18 protein-coding genes and 1 riboswitch are annotated in these 17,896 nt (G+C 42.3%); of the genes, 17 read left to right on the top strand and 1 reads right to left on the bottom strand.

Annotated elements, in window-relative coordinates:
- Nucleotides 1–325: 325 nt before the first annotated feature.
- From H9659_RS01400 to H9659_RS01375, 6 genes are all read left to right on the top strand, one after another.
- The gene (locus H9659_RS01400; RefSeq protein ID WP_191688126.1) at nucleotides 326–1,477 is read left to right on the top strand and encodes a competence protein CoiA family protein; all 1,152 of its coding nucleotides are present in this window, start codon (nucleotides 326–328) and stop codon (nucleotides 1,475–1,477) included.
- A gap of 542 nt (nucleotides 1,478–2,019) precedes the next feature.
- Complete coding sequence (locus tag H9659_RS01395) at nucleotides 2,020–2,739, top strand: response regulator transcription factor (RefSeq protein WP_191688125.1); 720 nt, start codon at nucleotides 2,020–2,022, stop codon at nucleotides 2,737–2,739.
- Nucleotides 2,736–4,499, top strand: coding sequence for an ATP-binding protein (locus tag H9659_RS01390; protein ID WP_191688124.1), 1,764 nt, complete (start codon nucleotides 2,736–2,738; stop codon nucleotides 4,497–4,499). Before H9659_RS01395 ends, H9659_RS01390 begins: the two co-directional genes overlap by 4 nt.
- A 59-nt stretch (nucleotides 4,500–4,558) precedes the next feature.
- Nucleotides 4,559–5,110 (top strand): sigma-70 family RNA polymerase sigma factor, encoded by a 552-nt coding sequence (locus H9659_RS01385; protein ID WP_191688123.1) that lies wholly within the window; start codon nucleotides 4,559–4,561, stop codon nucleotides 5,108–5,110.
- The gene (locus H9659_RS01380; RefSeq protein WP_191688122.1) at nucleotides 5,088–6,293 is read left to right on the top strand and encodes a hypothetical protein; all 1,206 of its coding nucleotides are present in this window, start codon (nucleotides 5,088–5,090) and stop codon (nucleotides 6,291–6,293) included. Before H9659_RS01385 ends, H9659_RS01380 begins: the two co-directional genes overlap by 23 nt.
- A 72-nt stretch (nucleotides 6,294–6,365) precedes the next feature.
- Nucleotides 6,366–6,498, top strand: a riboswitch (FMN riboswitch).
- Between the two features lie 196 nt (nucleotides 6,499–6,694).
- Nucleotides 6,695–7,276, top strand: a complete 582-nt coding sequence (locus H9659_RS01375) for an ECF transporter S component (RefSeq protein WP_191688121.1) — start codon at nucleotides 6,695–6,697, stop codon at nucleotides 7,274–7,276.
- 46 nt (nucleotides 7,277–7,322) lie between these two features.
- Here H9659_RS01375 and H9659_RS01370 read toward each other — a convergent pair whose 3' ends face one another.
- Nucleotides 7,323–7,580 carry a ferredoxin gene (locus H9659_RS01370; protein ID WP_191688120.1) on the bottom strand — a complete coding sequence of 86 codons (258 nt, stop codon included), beginning with the start codon at nucleotides 7,578–7,580 and terminating at the stop codon, nucleotides 7,323–7,325.
- A 107-nt stretch (nucleotides 7,581–7,687) separates the two neighbouring features.
- On the opposite strand from H9659_RS01370, the gene H9659_RS01365 reads away from it, so the two are divergent.
- The 11 genes from H9659_RS01365 to H9659_RS01315 all read left to right on the top strand — a co-directional run bounded on the left by H9659_RS01365 (nucleotide 7,688) and on the right by H9659_RS01315 (nucleotide 17,829).
- Nucleotides 7,688–8,734 carry a helix-turn-helix domain-containing protein gene (locus tag H9659_RS01365; protein WP_191688119.1) on the top strand — a complete coding sequence of 349 codons (1,047 nt, stop codon included), beginning with the start codon at nucleotides 7,688–7,690 and terminating at the stop codon, nucleotides 8,732–8,734.
- Complete coding sequence (locus H9659_RS01360) at nucleotides 8,734–10,170, top strand: RecQ family ATP-dependent DNA helicase (RefSeq protein WP_191688118.1); 1,437 nt, start codon at nucleotides 8,734–8,736, stop codon at nucleotides 10,168–10,170. Before H9659_RS01365 ends, H9659_RS01360 begins: the two co-directional genes overlap by 1 nt.
- 79 nt (nucleotides 10,171–10,249) lie before the next feature.
- Nucleotides 10,250–10,969: a LysM peptidoglycan-binding domain-containing protein gene (locus H9659_RS01355; RefSeq protein WP_191688117.1), complete on the top strand. Its 720-nt coding sequence runs from the start codon at nucleotides 10,250–10,252 to the stop codon at nucleotides 10,967–10,969.
- Nucleotides 10,970–11,030: 61 nt separating this feature from the next.
- The gene (locus H9659_RS01350; protein ID WP_191688116.1) at nucleotides 11,031–11,837 is read left to right on the top strand and encodes a metallophosphoesterase; all 807 of its coding nucleotides are present in this window, start codon (nucleotides 11,031–11,033) and stop codon (nucleotides 11,835–11,837) included.
- A complete protein-coding gene (locus H9659_RS01345) occupies nucleotides 11,830–12,816 on the top strand; it encodes a YpdA family putative bacillithiol disulfide reductase (RefSeq protein ID WP_191688115.1) in 987 nt (328 codons plus the stop codon). The genes H9659_RS01350 and H9659_RS01345 overlap by 8 nt, the downstream gene beginning before the upstream one ends.
- A gap of 47 nt (nucleotides 12,817–12,863) precedes the next feature.
- Nucleotides 12,864–13,535, top strand: coding sequence for a glutamic-type intramembrane protease PrsW (gene prsW, locus H9659_RS01340; protein WP_191688114.1), 672 nt, complete (start codon nucleotides 12,864–12,866; stop codon nucleotides 13,533–13,535).
- Between the two features lie 116 nt (nucleotides 13,536–13,651).
- On the top strand, nucleotides 13,652–14,440 hold the full coding sequence (gene sleB / locus H9659_RS01335) for a spore cortex-lytic enzyme (RefSeq protein ID WP_191688113.1): 789 nt from the start codon (nucleotides 13,652–13,654) through the stop codon (nucleotides 14,438–14,440).
- 63 nt (nucleotides 14,441–14,503) lie between these two features.
- Nucleotides 14,504–15,790 carry a PepSY1/2 domain-containing protein gene (locus H9659_RS01330; RefSeq protein WP_191688112.1) on the top strand — a complete coding sequence of 429 codons (1,287 nt, stop codon included), beginning with the start codon at nucleotides 14,504–14,506 and terminating at the stop codon, nucleotides 15,788–15,790.
- Nucleotides 15,791–15,859: 69 nt separating this feature from the next.
- Nucleotides 15,860–16,495, top strand: a complete 636-nt coding sequence (locus H9659_RS01325; RefSeq protein WP_191688111.1) for a flagellar brake protein — start codon at nucleotides 15,860–15,862, stop codon at nucleotides 16,493–16,495.
- A gap of 78 nt (nucleotides 16,496–16,573) precedes the next feature.
- The gene (cmk, locus tag H9659_RS01320) at nucleotides 16,574–17,251 is read left to right on the top strand and encodes a (d)CMP kinase (RefSeq protein WP_191688110.1); all 678 of its coding nucleotides are present in this window, start codon (nucleotides 16,574–16,576) and stop codon (nucleotides 17,249–17,251) included.
- Nucleotides 17,248–17,829: a lysophospholipid acyltransferase family protein gene (locus H9659_RS01315; RefSeq protein WP_191688109.1), complete on the top strand. Its 582-nt coding sequence runs from the start codon at nucleotides 17,248–17,250 to the stop codon at nucleotides 17,827–17,829. The genes cmk and H9659_RS01315 overlap by 4 nt, the downstream gene beginning before the upstream one ends.
- The last annotated feature ends 67 nt before the right edge of the window (nucleotides 17,830–17,896 follow it).

The following is a 17,896-nucleotide window of genomic DNA, read 5'->3' as shown; positions in this document are numbered from 1 at the left end:
CTTTGATGTTCCTAAATGATAACCCGGAAAGGGAGGCAATTCCTGTATAGTTGCCTTCATTCTAAATTACGCTAAATTCATGTTTAGTGAACATTTGATTTTCTTTTGATAAAAAAGCTGTATTTGCGCAATGGAATTGGAATTTGGTAGATCATTCCTCAAATGTGTTCGTGTCTGATGAAGTAAAGTCGATAAATCACAGGTTATTTGAGATTTACCGAAAAACGTATGAATCGCTTGCTAGTGCAAAGCCTATGGGAGAAAATAGATGATGATATAAGTTAGCGTTTCAGTACGAATTTAAATAACCTGTGGAGGCGTCTCGATGGCTGTTAATATTACATATGCCTTTTGCGATAACGAGCTTGTTCATATCGATGGGCGGATTTCAAAGAATAAGAATTACTATTGCCCCTCCTGTGGAGAGACCTTAACTCCAAAAAAAGGTCCGATTAACGCACATCACTTTTCACATCAGTCAGGTAGCTCTTGTACTGCCAGTGAAGAGACAATGCTCCACCTGATTTCAAAATATGCATTAGTTTCTAGGGAAAAGATCACATTGAACTTCCCCATTAGCTTATTGCAAACCAATCACTCCCTTTTGCGTAAAATGGTTACCCAGATAAATTTAGATTATTTCCCAATCGATTTATATGAAATACTAGACTTTTATTCATTTTATCATCCCATAGGCAACGTAGAACAAACAATTGAAAGCTTTATTGCAGATGTATTATTTTTAGAACTTGAGGACGGAAAAGAGCTTGTGATTGAAGTGTTTGTCACTCACGCAATGGAAGAAGATAAGAAAAACCGGTTCAACCAGTTGGGAATACCGTTTATTGAAGTGAAACCAGTGATGAACAATGGGGATATTGCTTTTTTTGTCACGGAAACCAATGTAACCAAGTTTTTTGATAAAAGAGAAATGGACCTCGAAAACGAAATGTTTTCTTATGTATACCATGAACACCGAGCTGAGTTGTTACAGAAGTTTACTGAAGACCTAGTGGCTGCCGATAAAATAGTACTTGCGAAAAATGAAGCTTTAAGACAACTGAATAATGACTTAGATAGTATTAACTTGCGAAAGTACATTAACGGTAAGCTTCAAACGAAAATGAGTACAATTCCGGCTACTACAACAGGTAATCCTAAAAGAGTAGAATCTGTGAGCTCTGCAAATCCTTTATCCTATAGAGGAAAATCTCTGACTTGCAACTATAAATATGTTAACTCAGAAAAGGGTATTCTGTATTCACTTATTACACGGTTCATGGCTGAAAATATCGGTATTGAGGCGTTTATAAACACTGATGAAAACAATAAAGAATATATCTCAGGATTTAATTTCAGAATTCCAAGAACGACAATAACTGGGGATGTCATGAAAGACATTCTAAAGAAAATGATTCAGGAAATGGAGTCAATCCCAACTCCGGAAACCGAAGTGCATAATAAATTATTCTATTAAGTAACAGTACTGAAACACCAAACTGAGGCGTTATATAGTGCAACTATGGATCATACAAAACATTTTAAAGCACAGACTTCGCTCGATTGTCGAATCGTAAACTGTTTCTCTTCATCGGAAGTATATGTGATAATGAAATGAGGAATACTACGAAAGACGCTGTCAGGATGGACAGTTCGTGTTATCTGAAATAGGATGTAAACGGCCAGATATGTTCTAGCTGCAAGATGCAATGGACCTTCCGTGTGCATTCCTTTTCCTTAATTGTTAATTCCCCTTCTGAAGCCTTTAAGTGTAGCAATTGATTCAACTTCTCAGAATGTATGAAAACCTGTTATAGCAAGCCCAGTATCACGCGATGCTGTTTCGAACGGCTCTTAACGTGATCTATAATTAGTGGATGTAAATTTTATAAAGCGAGGGAAGTACACTAAAATTATATTTCAATGTACACAGTAATAGTGCTGAGTAGGTATACTAGTTTCTTTTTTCACGCTGGACAAGTACAATGAAAGAAGTAGTTGTGAAAGGGGCAATCGTCAATGGATGAAAACGTAAAATTGCTCGTCGTGGACGACGAAGACCGAATTAGGCGACTTCTCACCATGTATCTCTCTCGTGAGGGTTATGAAATGGACGAAGCGTGTGACGGCGCAGAAGCGCTTGAGAAAATTGAAGAAAATCATTATGACTGTATTTTACTTGACGTCATGATGCCTGAAAAAGATGGAATGGAAGTCTTGGAAGAACTGAGAATAGCTGAAAACCAAACACCGATTATCTTACTGACTGCAAAAGGGGAAGAATCGGATAGAGTTTCCGGCTTTGAAACTGGAGCCGACGACTACATCGTTAAACCATTCAGTCCTCGTGAAGTAGTATTGCGTGTGAAAGCACTTTTGCGACGTACAGGCTCATTTAACGGAGCCCCAAGCACAGCGGCGTCCAAAGATTTAGTCGTATTCCCGCAGCTTACAATCGATCATGATGCACATCGGGTCACAGCTGAAGGGAAAGAAGTCAGCTTGACTCCGAAAGAGTACGAATTGTTGTATTTCCTTGCAAAAGCACCGGACAAAGTATTTGATCGTGAGCAATTGTTGAAAGAAGTGTGGCACTACGAATTTTTTGGGGATCTTAGAACGGTCGACACGCATGTAAAGCGTTTAAGAGAAAAATTGAACAGAGTTTCTGAGCGTGCCGCTAAAATGATTGTAACTGTATGGGGAGTCGGCTATAAATTCGAGGTGCCGTCTGAATGAATAGAATATGGAATTCAATCGTCGGGAAGCTATGGGCAACCATATTGCTTCTCGTTTCATTTGTCCTGTTTATTGTCACGGCACTTTTGTTGGAGTTCTTCGATAACTTCCATACGCGTCAAGCGGAGGAGACCATTGCTCGTGAAGCAAAGACTGTAGGAAGTGTTATCATCGACCACGAAAACGAATCAGCTATGAAACTTGTCGTCAACGATATTCTGAACAACGGAACTCAAGCGATGGTTGTCGGGGAAGACGGACAAGTCGATTACTCATTCCATGACGGTGTGACAAATGTTCAATCGATTGAAGAGAAGATTTTAAGTGATAAGTTATTCAGTGAACGGCAAGATGGGAATTCCTCAAAACAAATGATTCTTCCTTCCCTGTCTCAAAAAGATGTGTCCGAACGCTATATAGTCTCTTCCACACCGTTACCGGATGAGGGGGATGGTTATGTGGTTTTATACCAAAGTTTTGAAGCGATCCACGACACGACAAAATGGACTACACATATCGTGCTCCTTTCTGCTTTTATCGCCTTCATATTAACAACTTTTTTTGCCTTCTTCCTGTCAACACGCATAACCCGGCCATTACGTCAGATGAAAGAAGCTGCTTTTGAGTTATCGAAGGGTAATTTCGATACCAGGATTCCTGTGAAGCAAAATGATGAAATTGGTCAACTCTCTACTGCATTTAACCAAATGGGCCGGCAGTTGAAGTACAACGTGGAGCTCATTAAACAGGACAAAGAGCAATTATCGAGCATTTTAACTTCCATGACAGATGCAGTCATTACGTTCAATCGGGATAACACCATTCTGCTCAGCAATCCTCAAGCAGAAAAAGTGTTGCAAAAGTGGTCATTTATTAACCAGGAGTCAAAAGAACTGCTACCTCCGGAAATTATTCACATGTTGGAGCATGCAGTCATGTTTGCTGAGGAAGTGGATGCTGAACTAGAACTTGGTAAGCGGTTTTTCGTCGTGAAAATCAGTCCCTTGTACAGTAAGAATAGTATCCGTGGTGCTGTAGCTGTTCTTCGGGATATGACTGAACAGCATCAGCTTGACAAATTGCGTTCGGACTTTATCGCAAATGTATCCCATGAATTACGAACACCGATATCCATGCTTCAAGGCTATAGTGAAGCCATACTGGACGGTGTCCCAGAGACGGCTGAAGAAAATCATGAAATGGTCAGAATCATTCATGATGAATCCCAGCGGATGGGGAGATTGGTGACAGACTTGCTAGATCTTGCACGTATGGAATCGGGGCATATGCGTTTGTACAGATCAGAAATGGCAGTTGTTCCGTTTTTAGAGCGGATGCGCAACAAATTCATGCAAGTAGCAAAGGATGCCAACGTCCATCTTGAAGTCGAACCGAATGGGTCTGAAATGCTTCACCTACAAGCGGATGAGGATCGGATTGAACAAGTATTCACTAACTTGATCGACAATGCGATTCGTCATACCCCTGACGGCGGGCGTGTGAAACTTTCTGTTGAGAAATATCCAAAATCGGTTGCCATCTCTGTCATAGATACAGGAAGCGGAATACCTGAAGCGGATCTACCTTTTGTTTTCGAACGGTTTTATAAAGCTGATAAGGCTCGGACACGCGGAAAAAGCGGGACAGGCCTCGGACTTGCAATTGCTAAAAATATTGCAGAGTCCCATGGTGGCAGTATAAGCGCCCGAAGAGGTGACAAAGAGGGCACGATCTTCACTTGTGTGTTGCCACTTGAGTGATTAGCTGTGTAACTTAACGGAGTTTTAGCCGTCAACTTATGCGAACGAGGAGGATGATTGTGGACGACTCCGTATTCCATCATTTATATGATACGTATCATCATGATGTGTTCAACTTCTTGACATACTTGACGAAAGATCGTCAACTGGCAGAAGACTTGTCCCATGAAGTATACGTGAAAGCGATTCGTGCTTATTCCTCGTTCGAGGGACGGAGCAGTGAAAAAACATGGTTGTTTGCAATCGCTAAAAATGTATCGATTGATTATTTCCGGAAAATGAAAGTGCGTAGTAAACACGACGCAACATTTTTCGACTGGGACACAGATGACTTGAAATCGAGCGATAAGACGCCTGAGCAGCAGTCGCTTGAGAATGAAGATATGCGTTCAGTTCTAAAAAAACTGGATGCGTGCACACTAGATCAGCGCCTTGTCATTATTATGCGCTATTTTAATGACTTGTCGATCGCAGATACAGCAGAAGTGCTTGGATGGTCGCACGGAAAAGTGAAAACCACTCAACATCGTGCACTGAAAAGTTTAAGAGCAAAATTGACTTTGGCAGAATTAGAGAGGGGGGAGCCGCGTGGATCAGAAACGAAAAGATGATGACGATTTGGAAAAGCTCCTGCACTCTATGCCGAAAAGAAGGGATACCCGATCTAAGGAAGAAGTATTGAAACGTTTGGAGAACGATGAGCGGCTATCTCCTACACCGGTCACATCGCTGCGCAAGAAAAAACGGATCGTCCCTTTGATAGTGGCAGCAGCTGTCTTACTAGTTGCGATGCTGATTCCTTCTTTTATGAACTCATTGGACCTTGGTGAACAAATTGCGGATGAGGCGTCGATGCAGGAGAAGTCGAAGGGGATGCCTGAAGCTGCTAGCGAAGAAGCAGAGATGGAAGGTTTATCGAAGGATGCTTCTACGGAATTTGCTGCTGAGAAGCGAGGAGTGGTTCGAGATGCGATTTACCCGGCTGACCTGGACGGCGGGCGTATATTGCATCTAGGGTTACAAGACGTCCAATCAGTATCCATTCCGGTTTCGGTCCTTTTGACAAAAGAACAAATAGAGGCTGAAGGGTTAACAGATTCTTCGACTGATCTTGAACTTTACGAGGCGTTTGCTGGATTACTGGATGCCCAGGCGCTAGGCTTTAAACCGATGCAACCAATAGATGCGGATTTTACAGAAGAGGGAGATCGGCTTAACGTTTTACTGAATGACGCGCATGAGTATGCCCTGTCAACCTCTGAACAGGAAGTATTCCTTCACTCCCTTATGCAGACGTTCCCATCTTATCTCGAAATTCATATACTAGATAGTACCGGAAATCCTGCAGAGTTTGACCAAGTCGGTCAACTTGAGCCGATACGTAGGCAAGGAGCGCAGTCGCATACGCCATATTACGTCTATCGACAAGAAAATGGTCAAGAGCTGCTATCACCGAACTTTATGCAACAAGCTGATTCCTTTGAAGAAGCGCTGCGTCTTATGCAAATAGCACCAAACGATCTATTTGATCCTGTGATTCCAAAAGAGTTGGAATTCACTGTTGTAGTTAAGGATGGAATAGCGGATGTTGAATTCAATGACACTGTTCAACTCGATTCCATGGAGATGAATGAAGCAAGTCGATTGATTGATGCACTTACGTTAACGGCAGCTAGTTTTGATGTCCAGTTGAAACTGTCCAATGTTGAACCGTTGGATTGGAATGGAATGAATTTCAGGGAAGCCTTGCCAAATGTGCTTGGTCCAAATCCTGTATCATTCATCCAGAAATAACTGTCAGTCTGTAAACATACAAGTTTACAGACTGTTTGTTTTTCTGTATACTTGAGGTGTAACAAAATATTGATTCATCTTCGGGGCAGGGTGTAATTCCCGACCGGCGGAAATAGGAGCGAAAGCTTTTTAGCCCGCGAGCTTAACAGCTGATTCCAGTGGGATTCTGGAGCCGACAGTATAGTCTGGATGGGAGAAGGTGAAGGCGAAGCCGTCTTTTTGTCTGTAAGGCAACGGCTTATTTAAGTGCGAGTATTCAGTTGAATGCTGGTGTCTTATTTAAACACGTCTACACACTCCCTTTAGCATGTCATTGCTAGAGGGCGTTTTTGTGAAGACAGACGAAAGATTAGGCAGATCCTTTCCTCTTTGTGAAGTGAATCGCAAAAGGAGAGAGTAGTATGAACAGCAAGAAATTACGGGTGATGATTTTAGTCGCCATCCTTGGTAGCATTTCCACAGTCCTTATGCAGTTTAACTTCCCGCTACCAGCACTACCAGGATTTCTGAAAATCGATTTCAGTGAAATTCCCGCAGTTTTAGCGGTGATGACATTAGGACCGGTCGCAGGGATTCTCGTGGAGTTAGTGAAGAATGTTCTTCATTGGTTCTTATCAGGAAGTCCGACAGGTGTACCGGTTGGGGAAATAGCGAACTTTGTAACGGGCATATTATTCATCATGCCTATCTACTTCATTTTCAACAAATTCCGTAACTCGCGCGGCTTGACTGTAGGTCTTCTATCAGGCACAGTTTCGATGGCAGTTGGCATGAGCCTCTTGAATTATTTAGTATTCTTGCCAGCGTACACGTATTTCTTAAATGCACCACCCGTAACAGGAGATGGGCTGTACAAAATGATAGTCTTGGGGATCTTACCTTTTAACCTCATTAAGGGTGCTATCCTAATGGCGATTTCCCTACTGCTATTTAAAAGTATGCAAAATTGGATTTCTCAGCAGCATCGTAAATTATCAGTGTAAGATTGAAAAAACAGGCTGTCCACGAAAGTTGTGGGCAGCCTGTTTTTTAGTCTTCGTATTTGAGTGGATCGCCTTCGAATGGATCATCTGCAATTTTAATGGAGTCTGTTGGACAGCCGTCAAATGCATCTTCAAGGTCCTCCAGCAGTTCTTCTGGAACTTCAGTATTCCCCGTGTTATCATCGAGGATAACAAACGCAATTCCTTCATCATCATAATCATAGATATCAGGCGCTGCAGCTCCGCAAGCTCCACAAGCGATACATGTGTCCTGATCTACAATCGTATACTTTCGAGTAGACATGTTCGTTCTCTCCTCTTTTCTTCGCACTAGCAACTAGGTACTTCATCCATTCTAAAACGGTTTTCTGCAGTTTTCAACCTTTAACCACTAGAAAGTAGGGATTCTTCGTGAAGTTGAGTTCAATCATTTTAAAGATTGCTGAAAAAATGGATGGGCAAAGGTCTTTGAATGCGAGTTTACATGTCTTGCGTGGAAAACGTTCAGGACAAACACTCCAAGATATCGACTATTTTTCTGTGAAACCTTATTTCTCACTTATTCCTAAACTGGCAGATTCCACTTTCGCAGAAGCTGTCATCTCCCTTCAACATACCGGAATGATCAAGGAGAGTGAAGGGATTGTGACCGTCACGGAAAAAGGAAAGAGAGCGGCAAAAGAATTAGGTGATTTTCAGTTCGATGGGTGGCATTACAGAGGACGTGAAGAGATTTTCTTTCTGCGTTTGGTCTTATTAGTTCAAACACTCTCTCAGTTACGAAGTTCCCGAAATTCTTTTCACCCGATAACGAACGATCGTAAAATTCAACAGTTTGTGAAAGATGTATTACACACTCAACAAGTTACACGCACGAATAGCGCGCGTTCCCTCGCTGAAGAGTTGTTGCTCGCGCTTAAAATGACCGGGATTTCTGACCTGCAGGCAATTTTGCTGAGTCATCGTTTAACAGGGGCGGATGCGTCTGGATGGACATGGGAGCAACTTGAAGAATCGACTGGGGAGTCGGTCGCCAGTTTACAACTAGAGTATCTTGAGGCGCTTCATCGATTGATTGCTGTTTCAGAACGTGTGGACGCTGCAGAAAAACTTCCGATATTACATAAGCTCGCAACAGGTATTCGAATTGAAACTCCGCTCACTGACTCTACCGCCATTACAAAAAAGTTATTTGACCAGGAGTTATCTATCGATGAGATTGCAATTGTCCGTCAATTGAAAGTGAACACCATCGAAGATCATATTACTGAAATTGCAACAAATGATGCGGACTTCCCTATTGATCGATTTGTGGACTTGGCTGATCAGCTAGCGGTTCAACAAGAAGTGAGGAGGCATCGTGTAAAACGGCTGCGTCTTTTGAAAGATAAGTTTCCACATTTGTCCTATTTTCAATTGCGACTCATTTTAAGTACAACGAAGGGAGAACCCGTATAATGGAGCTTCATCAGGAACTTAAAAACCGATTCGGATTTGACCAATTCCGATCAGGACAAGAAGAAGTCATTCGCTCTATATTAGGAAGCAATGACACGATTGCCATACTGCCTACAGGAATGGGTAAGTCGTTGTGCTATCAGTTACCCGGTGAAATGATGGACGGACTGGTCCTCATCGTATCGCCCCTTGTTTCTTTAATGGAAGACCAAGTGGCGAGTATTCGGAAACGCGGTGAAAAACGCGTGGCGGCACTGAATTCATTTCTATCATCTGAACAGCGTAAATCCATATTAGATGAAATCCATAAGATAAAATTTCTCTTCATCTCTCCTGAAATGATCAGTCGTCCCGATATGACCAAATTCTTGATCAAATTACCGATTTCCATTCTTGTGGTGGATGAAGCGCATTGTATTTCCCAGTGGGGATTCGACTTCCGCCCAGATTACTTGCGGTTAGGAGAGTTCATCCGCTCAGCTGGAAACCCTCCAGTTCTCGCGTTGACAGCGACTGCAGATGCGCGGGTGGAAGCTGATATCATCCACTACTTATATATGACTGATCCGAATGTCATCCGCCAGTCATTGGATCGCCCCAACTTAACGTATACGGTTCAACAGCTGGAATCGGAAACTGATAAAACAGCATGGCTGAAAGAACGGCTGAAAACAACTAAGGGACCTGGCATCATATATGTTGCCTCTAGGAAACGTGCAGAAGAACTGACACATATCCTTCAACAAGAAGGGATTGCGATTGCGTCCTATCATGCCGGAAAAGAAGCAGGAGATCGGAATATTATTCAGCAGCAATTTCTTTCTGGGGAAATAGCCTGGATTTGTGCGACTAATGCATTCGGGATGGGTATACATAAAGACGATATCCGGCAAGTCATCCATGACCAAATAACGGCATCAGCAGCTGCCTATGTTCAAGAAGCGGGGCGCGCGGGCAGAGATGGAGAGCGTTCCGCTGCAGTATTGCTATATGTCATAGGCGATGAGCAGAAAGTTCGTTTCATAGTACAACATGACTTGCCTGATGAACCGCAAGTACGTCATTTTGTGGCGATGCGGGCATCCGGTCAATCGTTGGAATCATCAGCGGAACTGTCTGGAATCTCTGAAACAGGTTTCAGAATACTTCAGTATTATTTGGAAACACATTCTGTAGAGGATGTACTCAAAGTATTCACAAAGCTGAAGTACGATAAAGAAGAGAAGTTAAGGCAAATGATCACCTATGCACATGCGAAATCCTGTTTACGAGAACAATTACTCTCTTATTTTGATGAAACCTCTCAGATCAAACATGATAGATGCTGTTCCGTATGCGGCACGGCTATAGAGGATTGGCTCTTGAGCAACGAGAGTCCACGGAATTTGAGATCACTCCTGCCATGGGAAGAGAGAATTCGACTATTGCTTTGTTAGCAGACCTCATTGACGTTTACTTTTACGACAAAATTCGTCATAATAAAGATATAGTAATAGGGGATAGGAGAATGCCACTATGACAAAAAGTGACTATAACTCAGAGTTCGAAGAAAATAGAAAAGAGATCGACTTAGGCGAGAACCCCGGTGACGATCTCCCATCTCGCGTTAAATTACGTCAAAATAAGAATGGGACACCTAAGCGGAATAAGAAAGAATCACGCAAAGGACTTACGCTCATAAATATTGTACTCGTTCTTTTTACATTGATTCCGATTGGGATATTTGTGTATGTTCTTTCAGATTTGTATAATCCTAAAGAGGATACTACCGTCAATATTGACAATTCAGGCGTGACATTTGAACTCGGTTCAAGTCAGTCACCGAATTCTTCGAGCGATGCTCCTGCGGATGAAGATAAGAAAGATGATGATGCTAAGACGGAAGAAGACACAAAAAAAGATGAAAAAACGGATTCATCAGAAACTGAAAAAAAACCTGAGGTTACAGAAAAGACGGAAACGAAGACGGAGCAAAAACCTACACCTGAGCCAAAGCCAGAACCCAAACCTGAACCAAAACCTGAGCCGAAACCGGATCCGAAACCTGAACCAAAGCCGGATCCAAAACCTGAAGTGAAACCAGCTGCAAAATCACATACCGTTCAACCGAGCGAAACGCTATATCGGATTTCGGTCAATTATTATGGATCAGGCAGCGGAGTTGAAAAAATTAAAGCAGCAAATGGCTTATCATCAAATTCAATCAGCGTTGGACAGACGCTGGTCATTCCTTAATTACAAATTTCGAAAAGGCAAAGTACGCTGACTTTGCCTTTTTCATATGGTAGGTGGATGTATGAAAATTTTTTGGATTGGAATTCGTGTGCTATTCGCATGTTTAAGCTTATTGCTTGGAGGTATGCTTTATAGTGCACATCGGACTTCTTTAAAGACCCACCGTATGAAAGTGAAACCTTCGTCTACTGCTGACGAAGCGCTTACCGTATTTTTCATTAGTGATGTGCATAGGAGGAAGATCCCTGAAAAATTACTGGACAAAGTCCGATCGCAAAAAAAATCGGTTGACCTCGTCATTATAGGGGGCGATGTAGCTGAAAAAGGTGTTCCTTTGGAGCGAGTGAAGACCAATGTTGAAAAATTAGCTACCTTGGGACCTGTCTATTACGTATGGGGCAATAACGATAGGGAAATAGGGGAAGCCAACGTTCGGGAAATTATTGCAAGTGTCGGTGGAACAATACTGGATAATATAAGTGTGCGCATACCGGAACACCCGGATTGGATAATTAGCGGTGCGGATGATCCTTCGAGCGGAAAAACAAACTTACAAAATGCAGTTTCTTTTGAAGAAGACTATATGTACCAACTGATCGCGGTCCATAATCCATCGCTTTTCGATAAAATCAAGCAAATTTCCAAACCTGACCTCCTAGTAGGTGGGCATACACATGGAGGTCAAATTCGCTTTGGTCCTTTCGGTATGCAGCCAAGAGGGAACTTCAAGCATGATCCGTCCTGCGCTCGACTGATCAGTAATGGGTTCGGAACCACGATGGTGCCGTTACGTTTCGGGGCTCCACCAGAAACGCATTTAATTACAATTCAGTATGAAAAAAGGAGTGGAACAAGCCGCTATGCTTAAAACTGACGCCATTATCATAGGAGCAGGTCCATGTGGATTATCTGCTGCCATTCATTTAAAACGGATAGGTCTGGAGGTGTTGCTTATTGAAAAGGGGAGTATTGTCAACTCTATCCACCGTTATCCTACACATCAGACATTTTTCAGCTCCAGCATGAAATTATCAATCGGTAATATTCCATTTATCACCGCGAAAGATAAACCTCAACGGAATGATGCGCTTGTCTACTATCGAACAGTTGCGGAACTCGAACAATTGAAGATACACAGTGATGAAACAGTCTTGTCTGTTGAAAAAACAGGGGAAGTTTTTCATCTGACTACAGAAAAAGCTTTGTATGAAACTTCGCACGTTATAGTAGCTACAGGTTATTATGACCAACCGAACCGCCTTGAAGCTGTGGGAGCAGATTTACCTCACGTCCATCATTATTTTAAAGAAGCACACCCGTACTTCCAAAAGAATGTGGTAGTCATCGGAGGTAAAAATTCCGCTGTAGATGCTGCACTCGAGCTACAACGGGCAGGTGCAAACGTAACAGTAGTTTACCGCGGTGCCACTTATTCACCTAGTGTGAAGCCGTGGATTTTACCAGGGTTTGAAAGTCTTGTGAAAAACGGGGAAATCAGAATGATCTTTCAAGCTGATGTTGAAGAAATCACTGAAGATACGGTACGGGTCCAAACGGATTCAGGGATTGAAGAAATCCAGGCGGATGCTGTATTTGCTATGATCGGTTACCATCCTGACTACGACTTCCTAGGAAGTATGGGAATCCAGTTGGACGAGGAAAGTGGCTGTCCGATTTATAACGAAGAAACGATGGAAACATCTGTAAAAGGTCTTTATATTGCTGGTGTAATTGCTGCGGGTAATAATGCAAATTCTATCTTTATTGAGAACGGCAGGCACCATGGAGAAGCGATTGCGTTGTCGATATCCGATAAATTGAAAGCGGATTGGAAATATAATAGGTAATTGTTGCTGTTTTTGTGATATAATCTCCCTGACCGGGGGTGCGAAGCTTGATAATTTTGTTTACGGTTGCAATTGCGCCGTCGTTGGCACTATTCAGTTATTTATACTTGAGAAAAGAAATTTCAAATGAACCTTCGCGCACTCTTTTCCAAGCATTTGTCTATGGAGCAGTCATGACGTTTCCAATCCTGTTCATTCAACATGTTTTTGAGCAAGAACAGGTTTTCGATAATGAATTTTTGCAGAACACTCTATTTACAGGTGTTTTGGAAGAATTTTTCAAATGGTTGATTTTATTAGTCTTTGTTTATAAAAACTTTGAGTTTGACGATGCCTACGATGGAATTCTTTTTGGAGCCAGTGTTTCCTTAGGATTCGCGACTGTTGAAAATATTTTATTTTTGTTCACATTCGGCCTGGACACAGCATTCATTCGTGCCTTGTTACCGGTTTCGAGTCATGCGTTGTTTGGTGTCGTAATGGGTTACTACTTTGGAAGAGCAAAATTTGCAACGACCGATAGGAAGAGATTAAATTTGATAGTTGCTTTCGTATTTCCGTTTGTATTGCATGTTACGTACAACGCTATTTTAGAAATCCATGATTTGTGGGTATATTTAATGATTCCATTCATGCTTTTTTTATGGTGGTTCGGACTTACGAGAGTGAAATACGCCCATGTTTTTGCAATGAGGCAACTTCAAAAAAGAGCACGATAAAGCCATCCTTGATACTCATGGATGGCTTTTTTTGTGCGTAATTGGAACAGTGTGTCATAAATCCAGTAATTTAGGACAGTCTAAGTTTATTAAGGAGAACGACTGGAGGAGACGACATGAACAAAACATTGCGCACGATGCTGATTGGCTTTTTCTTTATTGTAGGTATTCAATTCTCACTTTCAACTGACACACATGCATTTACAGATCGGCAACTTGCTAAAGGAACGAAAGGAGACGATGTTATTGAACTTCAAGCGAGGCTTCAATATATCGGGTTCTTCAAAGGGAAAATAGATGGGAACTTTGGGTATCAAACGTATTGGGCATTGAGGGAGTTCCAGGAAAAGTATGGAATTCCTGTAGATGGAATAGCAGGCGCTAAAACAAAGAAAAAATTGACTTCGATTTCTTCGTACGACAAGAAATTCGTCATGGACAATATTAAGAACGGAAAGGAATTCACTCACTATGGTGGGATACCATTATCTTCCCAAGTCAAAGGGGGAAACACTGCTAATAAGCCAACTACACAAGTCCCTTCAAAATATAGCGAAGACGATTTGAAGCTGTTAGCGAATGCCGTGTATGGTGAATCCCGTGGAGAGCCTTATGAAGGACAAGTTGCAGTAGCAGCTGTCATCTTGAACCGGATCGAGCATCCTGATTTTCCGAATACAGTGGGCGGAGTGATTTTTCAGCCAGGTGCGTTTACTGCAGTGTCAGATGGGCAAATCTGGCTAACGCCGAATGAGCGGGCAAAAGAGGCAGTAATAGACGCGATGAATGGATGGGATCCATCTGAAAACGCGATTTATTATTTCAATCCTGTGACAGCTACGAGTAAATGGATCTGGTCACGACCACAAATCAAAAAAATAGGAATGCATATATTTTGTAACTAACGAGAGTCTTTCTTCTCTATACGCAATTACAACTTTTACAGAAAGCAGGTGCAATACGTCCTTATGAAAAAATTAGTGTTTCTCGCTGTATTCGCGATAGTTTCGTTATCTGTATACTCCTATTCGATAGCTGCACAGAACAAAGACTTGCAAAATGCATTGTCTGTCCAGTATGCGAAAAATATTTCTGACGCCTCGTCTAAATTGCAAGAGCTTGACGAAGCTGTGAAGAAGACATTGCTGTTCAATCAAGGACAAGGAGATCTTGAGGCGCGTGAGGATATTTGGCGTTTGTCGTCTGATATTCAACAATCCGTCGCATCACTTCCTCTTGACCAACGGTTTTCAACGACGTGGATGAACTATTTAGGCAGGTTAGGAAAGTTCTCGAAAGAAGGAAATGAACGAACTGATCCTGCAGAATTCCACAAAGTCATGGATCGGGCATCGCAAAACATTGAAAGTCTTTCCGATCAATGGTCGATTGCAACTGCAGATATGGCAAGTGGTAATCTTTCGATGACGGAATGGCAAGACCGATTGGATAGTGAAAAAGCCTCTTTTGACTGGAAAGGGTTAAGTGCATCCATCCAACAATATACGGAAAGTGATTTCCCGCTAACTGCGAGTGAATCCGATGCGTTGAAGAAAAAAGAACTGAAGCATATCAAAGATCCTAAAATATCAAAAGAGGAAGCACTTGCCAAGTTCAAGAAATTATTTCCGGATGTGTCCAACCAAGTGATTGACACGACAGATAGTAAGCCGGGAGCTCCCTATCCTTTCTACCATATCCGATTTGCTGATGAAGATTCTATCGGTTATATCGATATCACCCAAAAAGGAGGACATATCCTATCCTTCTTGACAGAGCGGCCGGCAGGTGTAGGAACTATGGAACTGGAAAGTGTACGTAATCGAGTGGAAACATTTTTAAAAGATTCAGGATACACGGACGTAGTCTTTGAAGAGGTGCGGGAAAACGACACCGCTTTCCATTTTGTCTATACACGAGTAGAAAAAGCGCATCAAGCGAAAGTATTATCGGATACGATTCAAATCAAGGCCGCAAAAGAAGATGGACGGATCCTTGGACTCAATGCGGCAGAGTATATCCGAAAAGAACAACTTAAAGATCAACCGATGATGAAAGTGGATTGGGCAACGTTTTTCCATCAAAATGTAAAATTAAACAATCAAGATCTGGTTTATATAGAAAACGAACATGGCATTCAACGGCTCGCTTACTCATTAACAGTGACGTTAGAAGAAAATGGAGAAATTGGAACGTATGTTGTTCTTGTGGATACCGAAACAAAAGATGTCATCCGTACGGAGAAGCAAGCTTAAAATAACGTTTGGAAAATCCCGGCTATCATGTCATACTATTAGTATGAAATCATGACAGGTGGCGGTTTTGTGAAGCTTGCATTAGGGACCTCAATCACAATAGACAAAGACTATACCGAAGAGGGGGAAAAATTTAAAAGCCGTGTCGTGGATATCGAGAAAGATTGTGTAATGATCGATTATCCCACTCATCTTGAGACAGGAAGAACTGCTTTTTTCATGGATGGCACACAACTCTTGGTCTCTTTCGTTGATGAGTTGAAAATGGCGTACGTCTTTAAGACAGAAGTGATGGGAAGATTGAATCGGGGAATCCCGATGCTTCAGCTCAGCTATCCAGGAGATGCTCAACTGATTAAAATTCAGCGCAGGGAATTTGTGCGCGTAGATTCCCCTTTGGACGTAGCTGTAGATAAAGACGGAATTGTCCATCAGCTTGTCGCTGAAGATATAAGTGCAGGCGGAATGGCGGTCAATTTGGCAAGAACAGATTTGGAAGAAGATGACATTGTTAAATTGACAATCGTTCTTCCCTACGCAAACAATTCCATTAAATATGTGCGGGTGAATGCAAGAATCGTCCGTATTTGGGAGAAAGATGGCCGTCGAATTGCATCCATGCAATTCGACCAAATCGAATCCGAATCTCGTCAGCAGGTGATCCGGCTATGCTTTGAACGGCAATTGAAAAAAAGGAACGAATAGGAAAAGGTCTTTATGGATAAGACTTTTTCCTTTTCGCTATGGTACAATGTTTTCGAATTGAGTACGGGGGTAATGGATATGGAAATTGGAATACAGATCGCTATAGACGGACCTGCAGCTGCAGGTAAAAGTACAATCGCAAAAATAACCGCAAACAAGTTAGGATATACGTACATCGATACGGGTGCTATGTACCGAGCTCTGACATATAAAGCGTTAAAGGAGCATATTGATGTATATGACGACGAAGCACTCTCTCAATTGCTGAGTCGGATCGTCATTGAATTATCACCTGCAGAAGAAGGACAAATTGTCCGGGTTGAAGGTGAAGATGTAACGGAGGCAATTCGTTCACAAGAAGTGACGTCGAATGTATCTGCTGTTGCTGCCCAGCCGCAGGTCAGAGAGATGATGGTGGAAAAACAGCGACTTCTAGCGAATTCCAAAGGCGTTGTCATGGATGGAAGGGATATCGGAACAGCAGTACTGCCAAATGCGGAACTGAAGATTTACATGACTGCCTCTGTTGAAGAGCGTGCTGCAAGACGTTTTGTGGAGAACACGAAAAGAGGCATCGATCGATCTATGGAGCAACTATGCCAAGATATCGCGAATCGGGACAAGGCGGATATGGAACGCATCGCATCTCCTTTGAAACAAGCGGATGATGCGATTTTTATCGATACTACGTCAATGAGTATTGAACAAGTTGCCGATACGATCATTCAACATGCAGAAAAGAGGAAAGGCCGATGAATCTATATCCTCTTGGAAAAGCACTATGTACTGCTGTGTTAAAACCTTTCTATCGAATCAAAGTGATAGGTCAAGAGAATTTTCCGAAAGACCAAGGCGTCTTATTATGCACGAATCACATCGATAACCTGGATCCGCCCGTAGTCGGGTTGACAGCACCTCGTCCCGTGCACTTCATGGCTAAAGAGGAACTCTTTCAATTGCCTATTTTGAAGTCTGTTTTGCCGAATGTGAACGCATTCCCGGTAAAACGGGGATTAAGTGATCGTCAGGCGATCCGTAAAGCGCTGGAATTACTGCGCTCTGGACAAGTAGTCGGAATGTTTCCTGAAGGAACGAGGAGTAAAACCGGCGAATTAGGGAAAGGATTGACAGGGGCTGGTTTTTTTGCACTAAAAGGGGATGCATTAGTCATGCCGTGTGCAATAATCGGTTCATATCGTCCATTCAAACAGCTGAAAGTGGTCTACGGCGAGCCGATCGATATGACTCCATTGCGTGAACGTAAAGCTTCTGCTGAAGAGGCTACAGAAGTGATAATGGGAGCGATCCAACAGCTCATAGAAAAAAATCGCTGACAAACAAGTTCAATTTTTTGTTTTTATGGGTATATTCCAATAGTATAGAACTATGATCAATATGGAG

The sequence above is a fragment of the Sporosarcina gallistercoris genome (assembly GCF_014836415.1).
GTDB lineage: Bacteria > Bacillota > Bacilli > Bacillales_A > Planococcaceae > Sporosarcina > Sporosarcina gallistercoris.
The sequence above is the reverse complement of the archived record's forward strand: the minus strand, read 5'-3'. Positions and strand labels throughout refer to the sequence as shown.

Coding starts and splice junctions, on each gene's coding strand:
- H9659_RS01400 (WP_191688126.1), top strand. CDS start 326: ATGGCTGTTAATATTACATATGCCTTTTGCGATAACGAGCTTGTTCAT.
- H9659_RS01395 (WP_191688125.1), top strand. CDS start 2,020: ATGGATGAAAACGTAAAATTGCTCGTCGTGGACGACGAAGACCGAATT.
- H9659_RS01370 (WP_191688120.1), bottom strand. CDS start 7,580: ATGTCTACTCGAAAGTATACGATTGTAGATCAGGACACATGTATCGCT.
- H9659_RS01375 (WP_191688121.1), top strand. CDS start 6,695: ATGAACAGCAAGAAATTACGGGTGATGATTTTAGTCGCCATCCTTGGT.
- cmk (WP_191688110.1), top strand. CDS start 16,574: ATGGAAATTGGAATACAGATCGCTATAGACGGACCTGCAGCTGCAGGT.
- H9659_RS01390 (WP_191688124.1), top strand. CDS start 2,736: ATGAATAGAATATGGAATTCAATCGTCGGGAAGCTATGGGCAACCATA.
- H9659_RS01355 (WP_191688117.1), top strand. CDS start 10,250: ATGACAAAAAGTGACTATAACTCAGAGTTCGAAGAAAATAGAAAAGAG.
- H9659_RS01330 (WP_191688112.1), top strand. CDS start 14,504: ATGAAAAAATTAGTGTTTCTCGCTGTATTCGCGATAGTTTCGTTATCT.
- H9659_RS01360 (WP_191688118.1), top strand. CDS start 8,734: ATGGAGCTTCATCAGGAACTTAAAAACCGATTCGGATTTGACCAATTC.
- H9659_RS01315 (WP_191688109.1), top strand. CDS start 17,248: ATGAATCTATATCCTCTTGGAAAAGCACTATGTACTGCTGTGTTAAAA.
- sleB (WP_191688113.1), top strand. CDS start 13,652: ATGAACAAAACATTGCGCACGATGCTGATTGGCTTTTTCTTTATTGTA.
- H9659_RS01345 (WP_191688115.1), top strand. CDS start 11,830: ATGCTTAAAACTGACGCCATTATCATAGGAGCAGGTCCATGTGGATTA.
- H9659_RS01350 (WP_191688116.1), top strand. CDS start 11,031: ATGAAAATTTTTTGGATTGGAATTCGTGTGCTATTCGCATGTTTAAGC.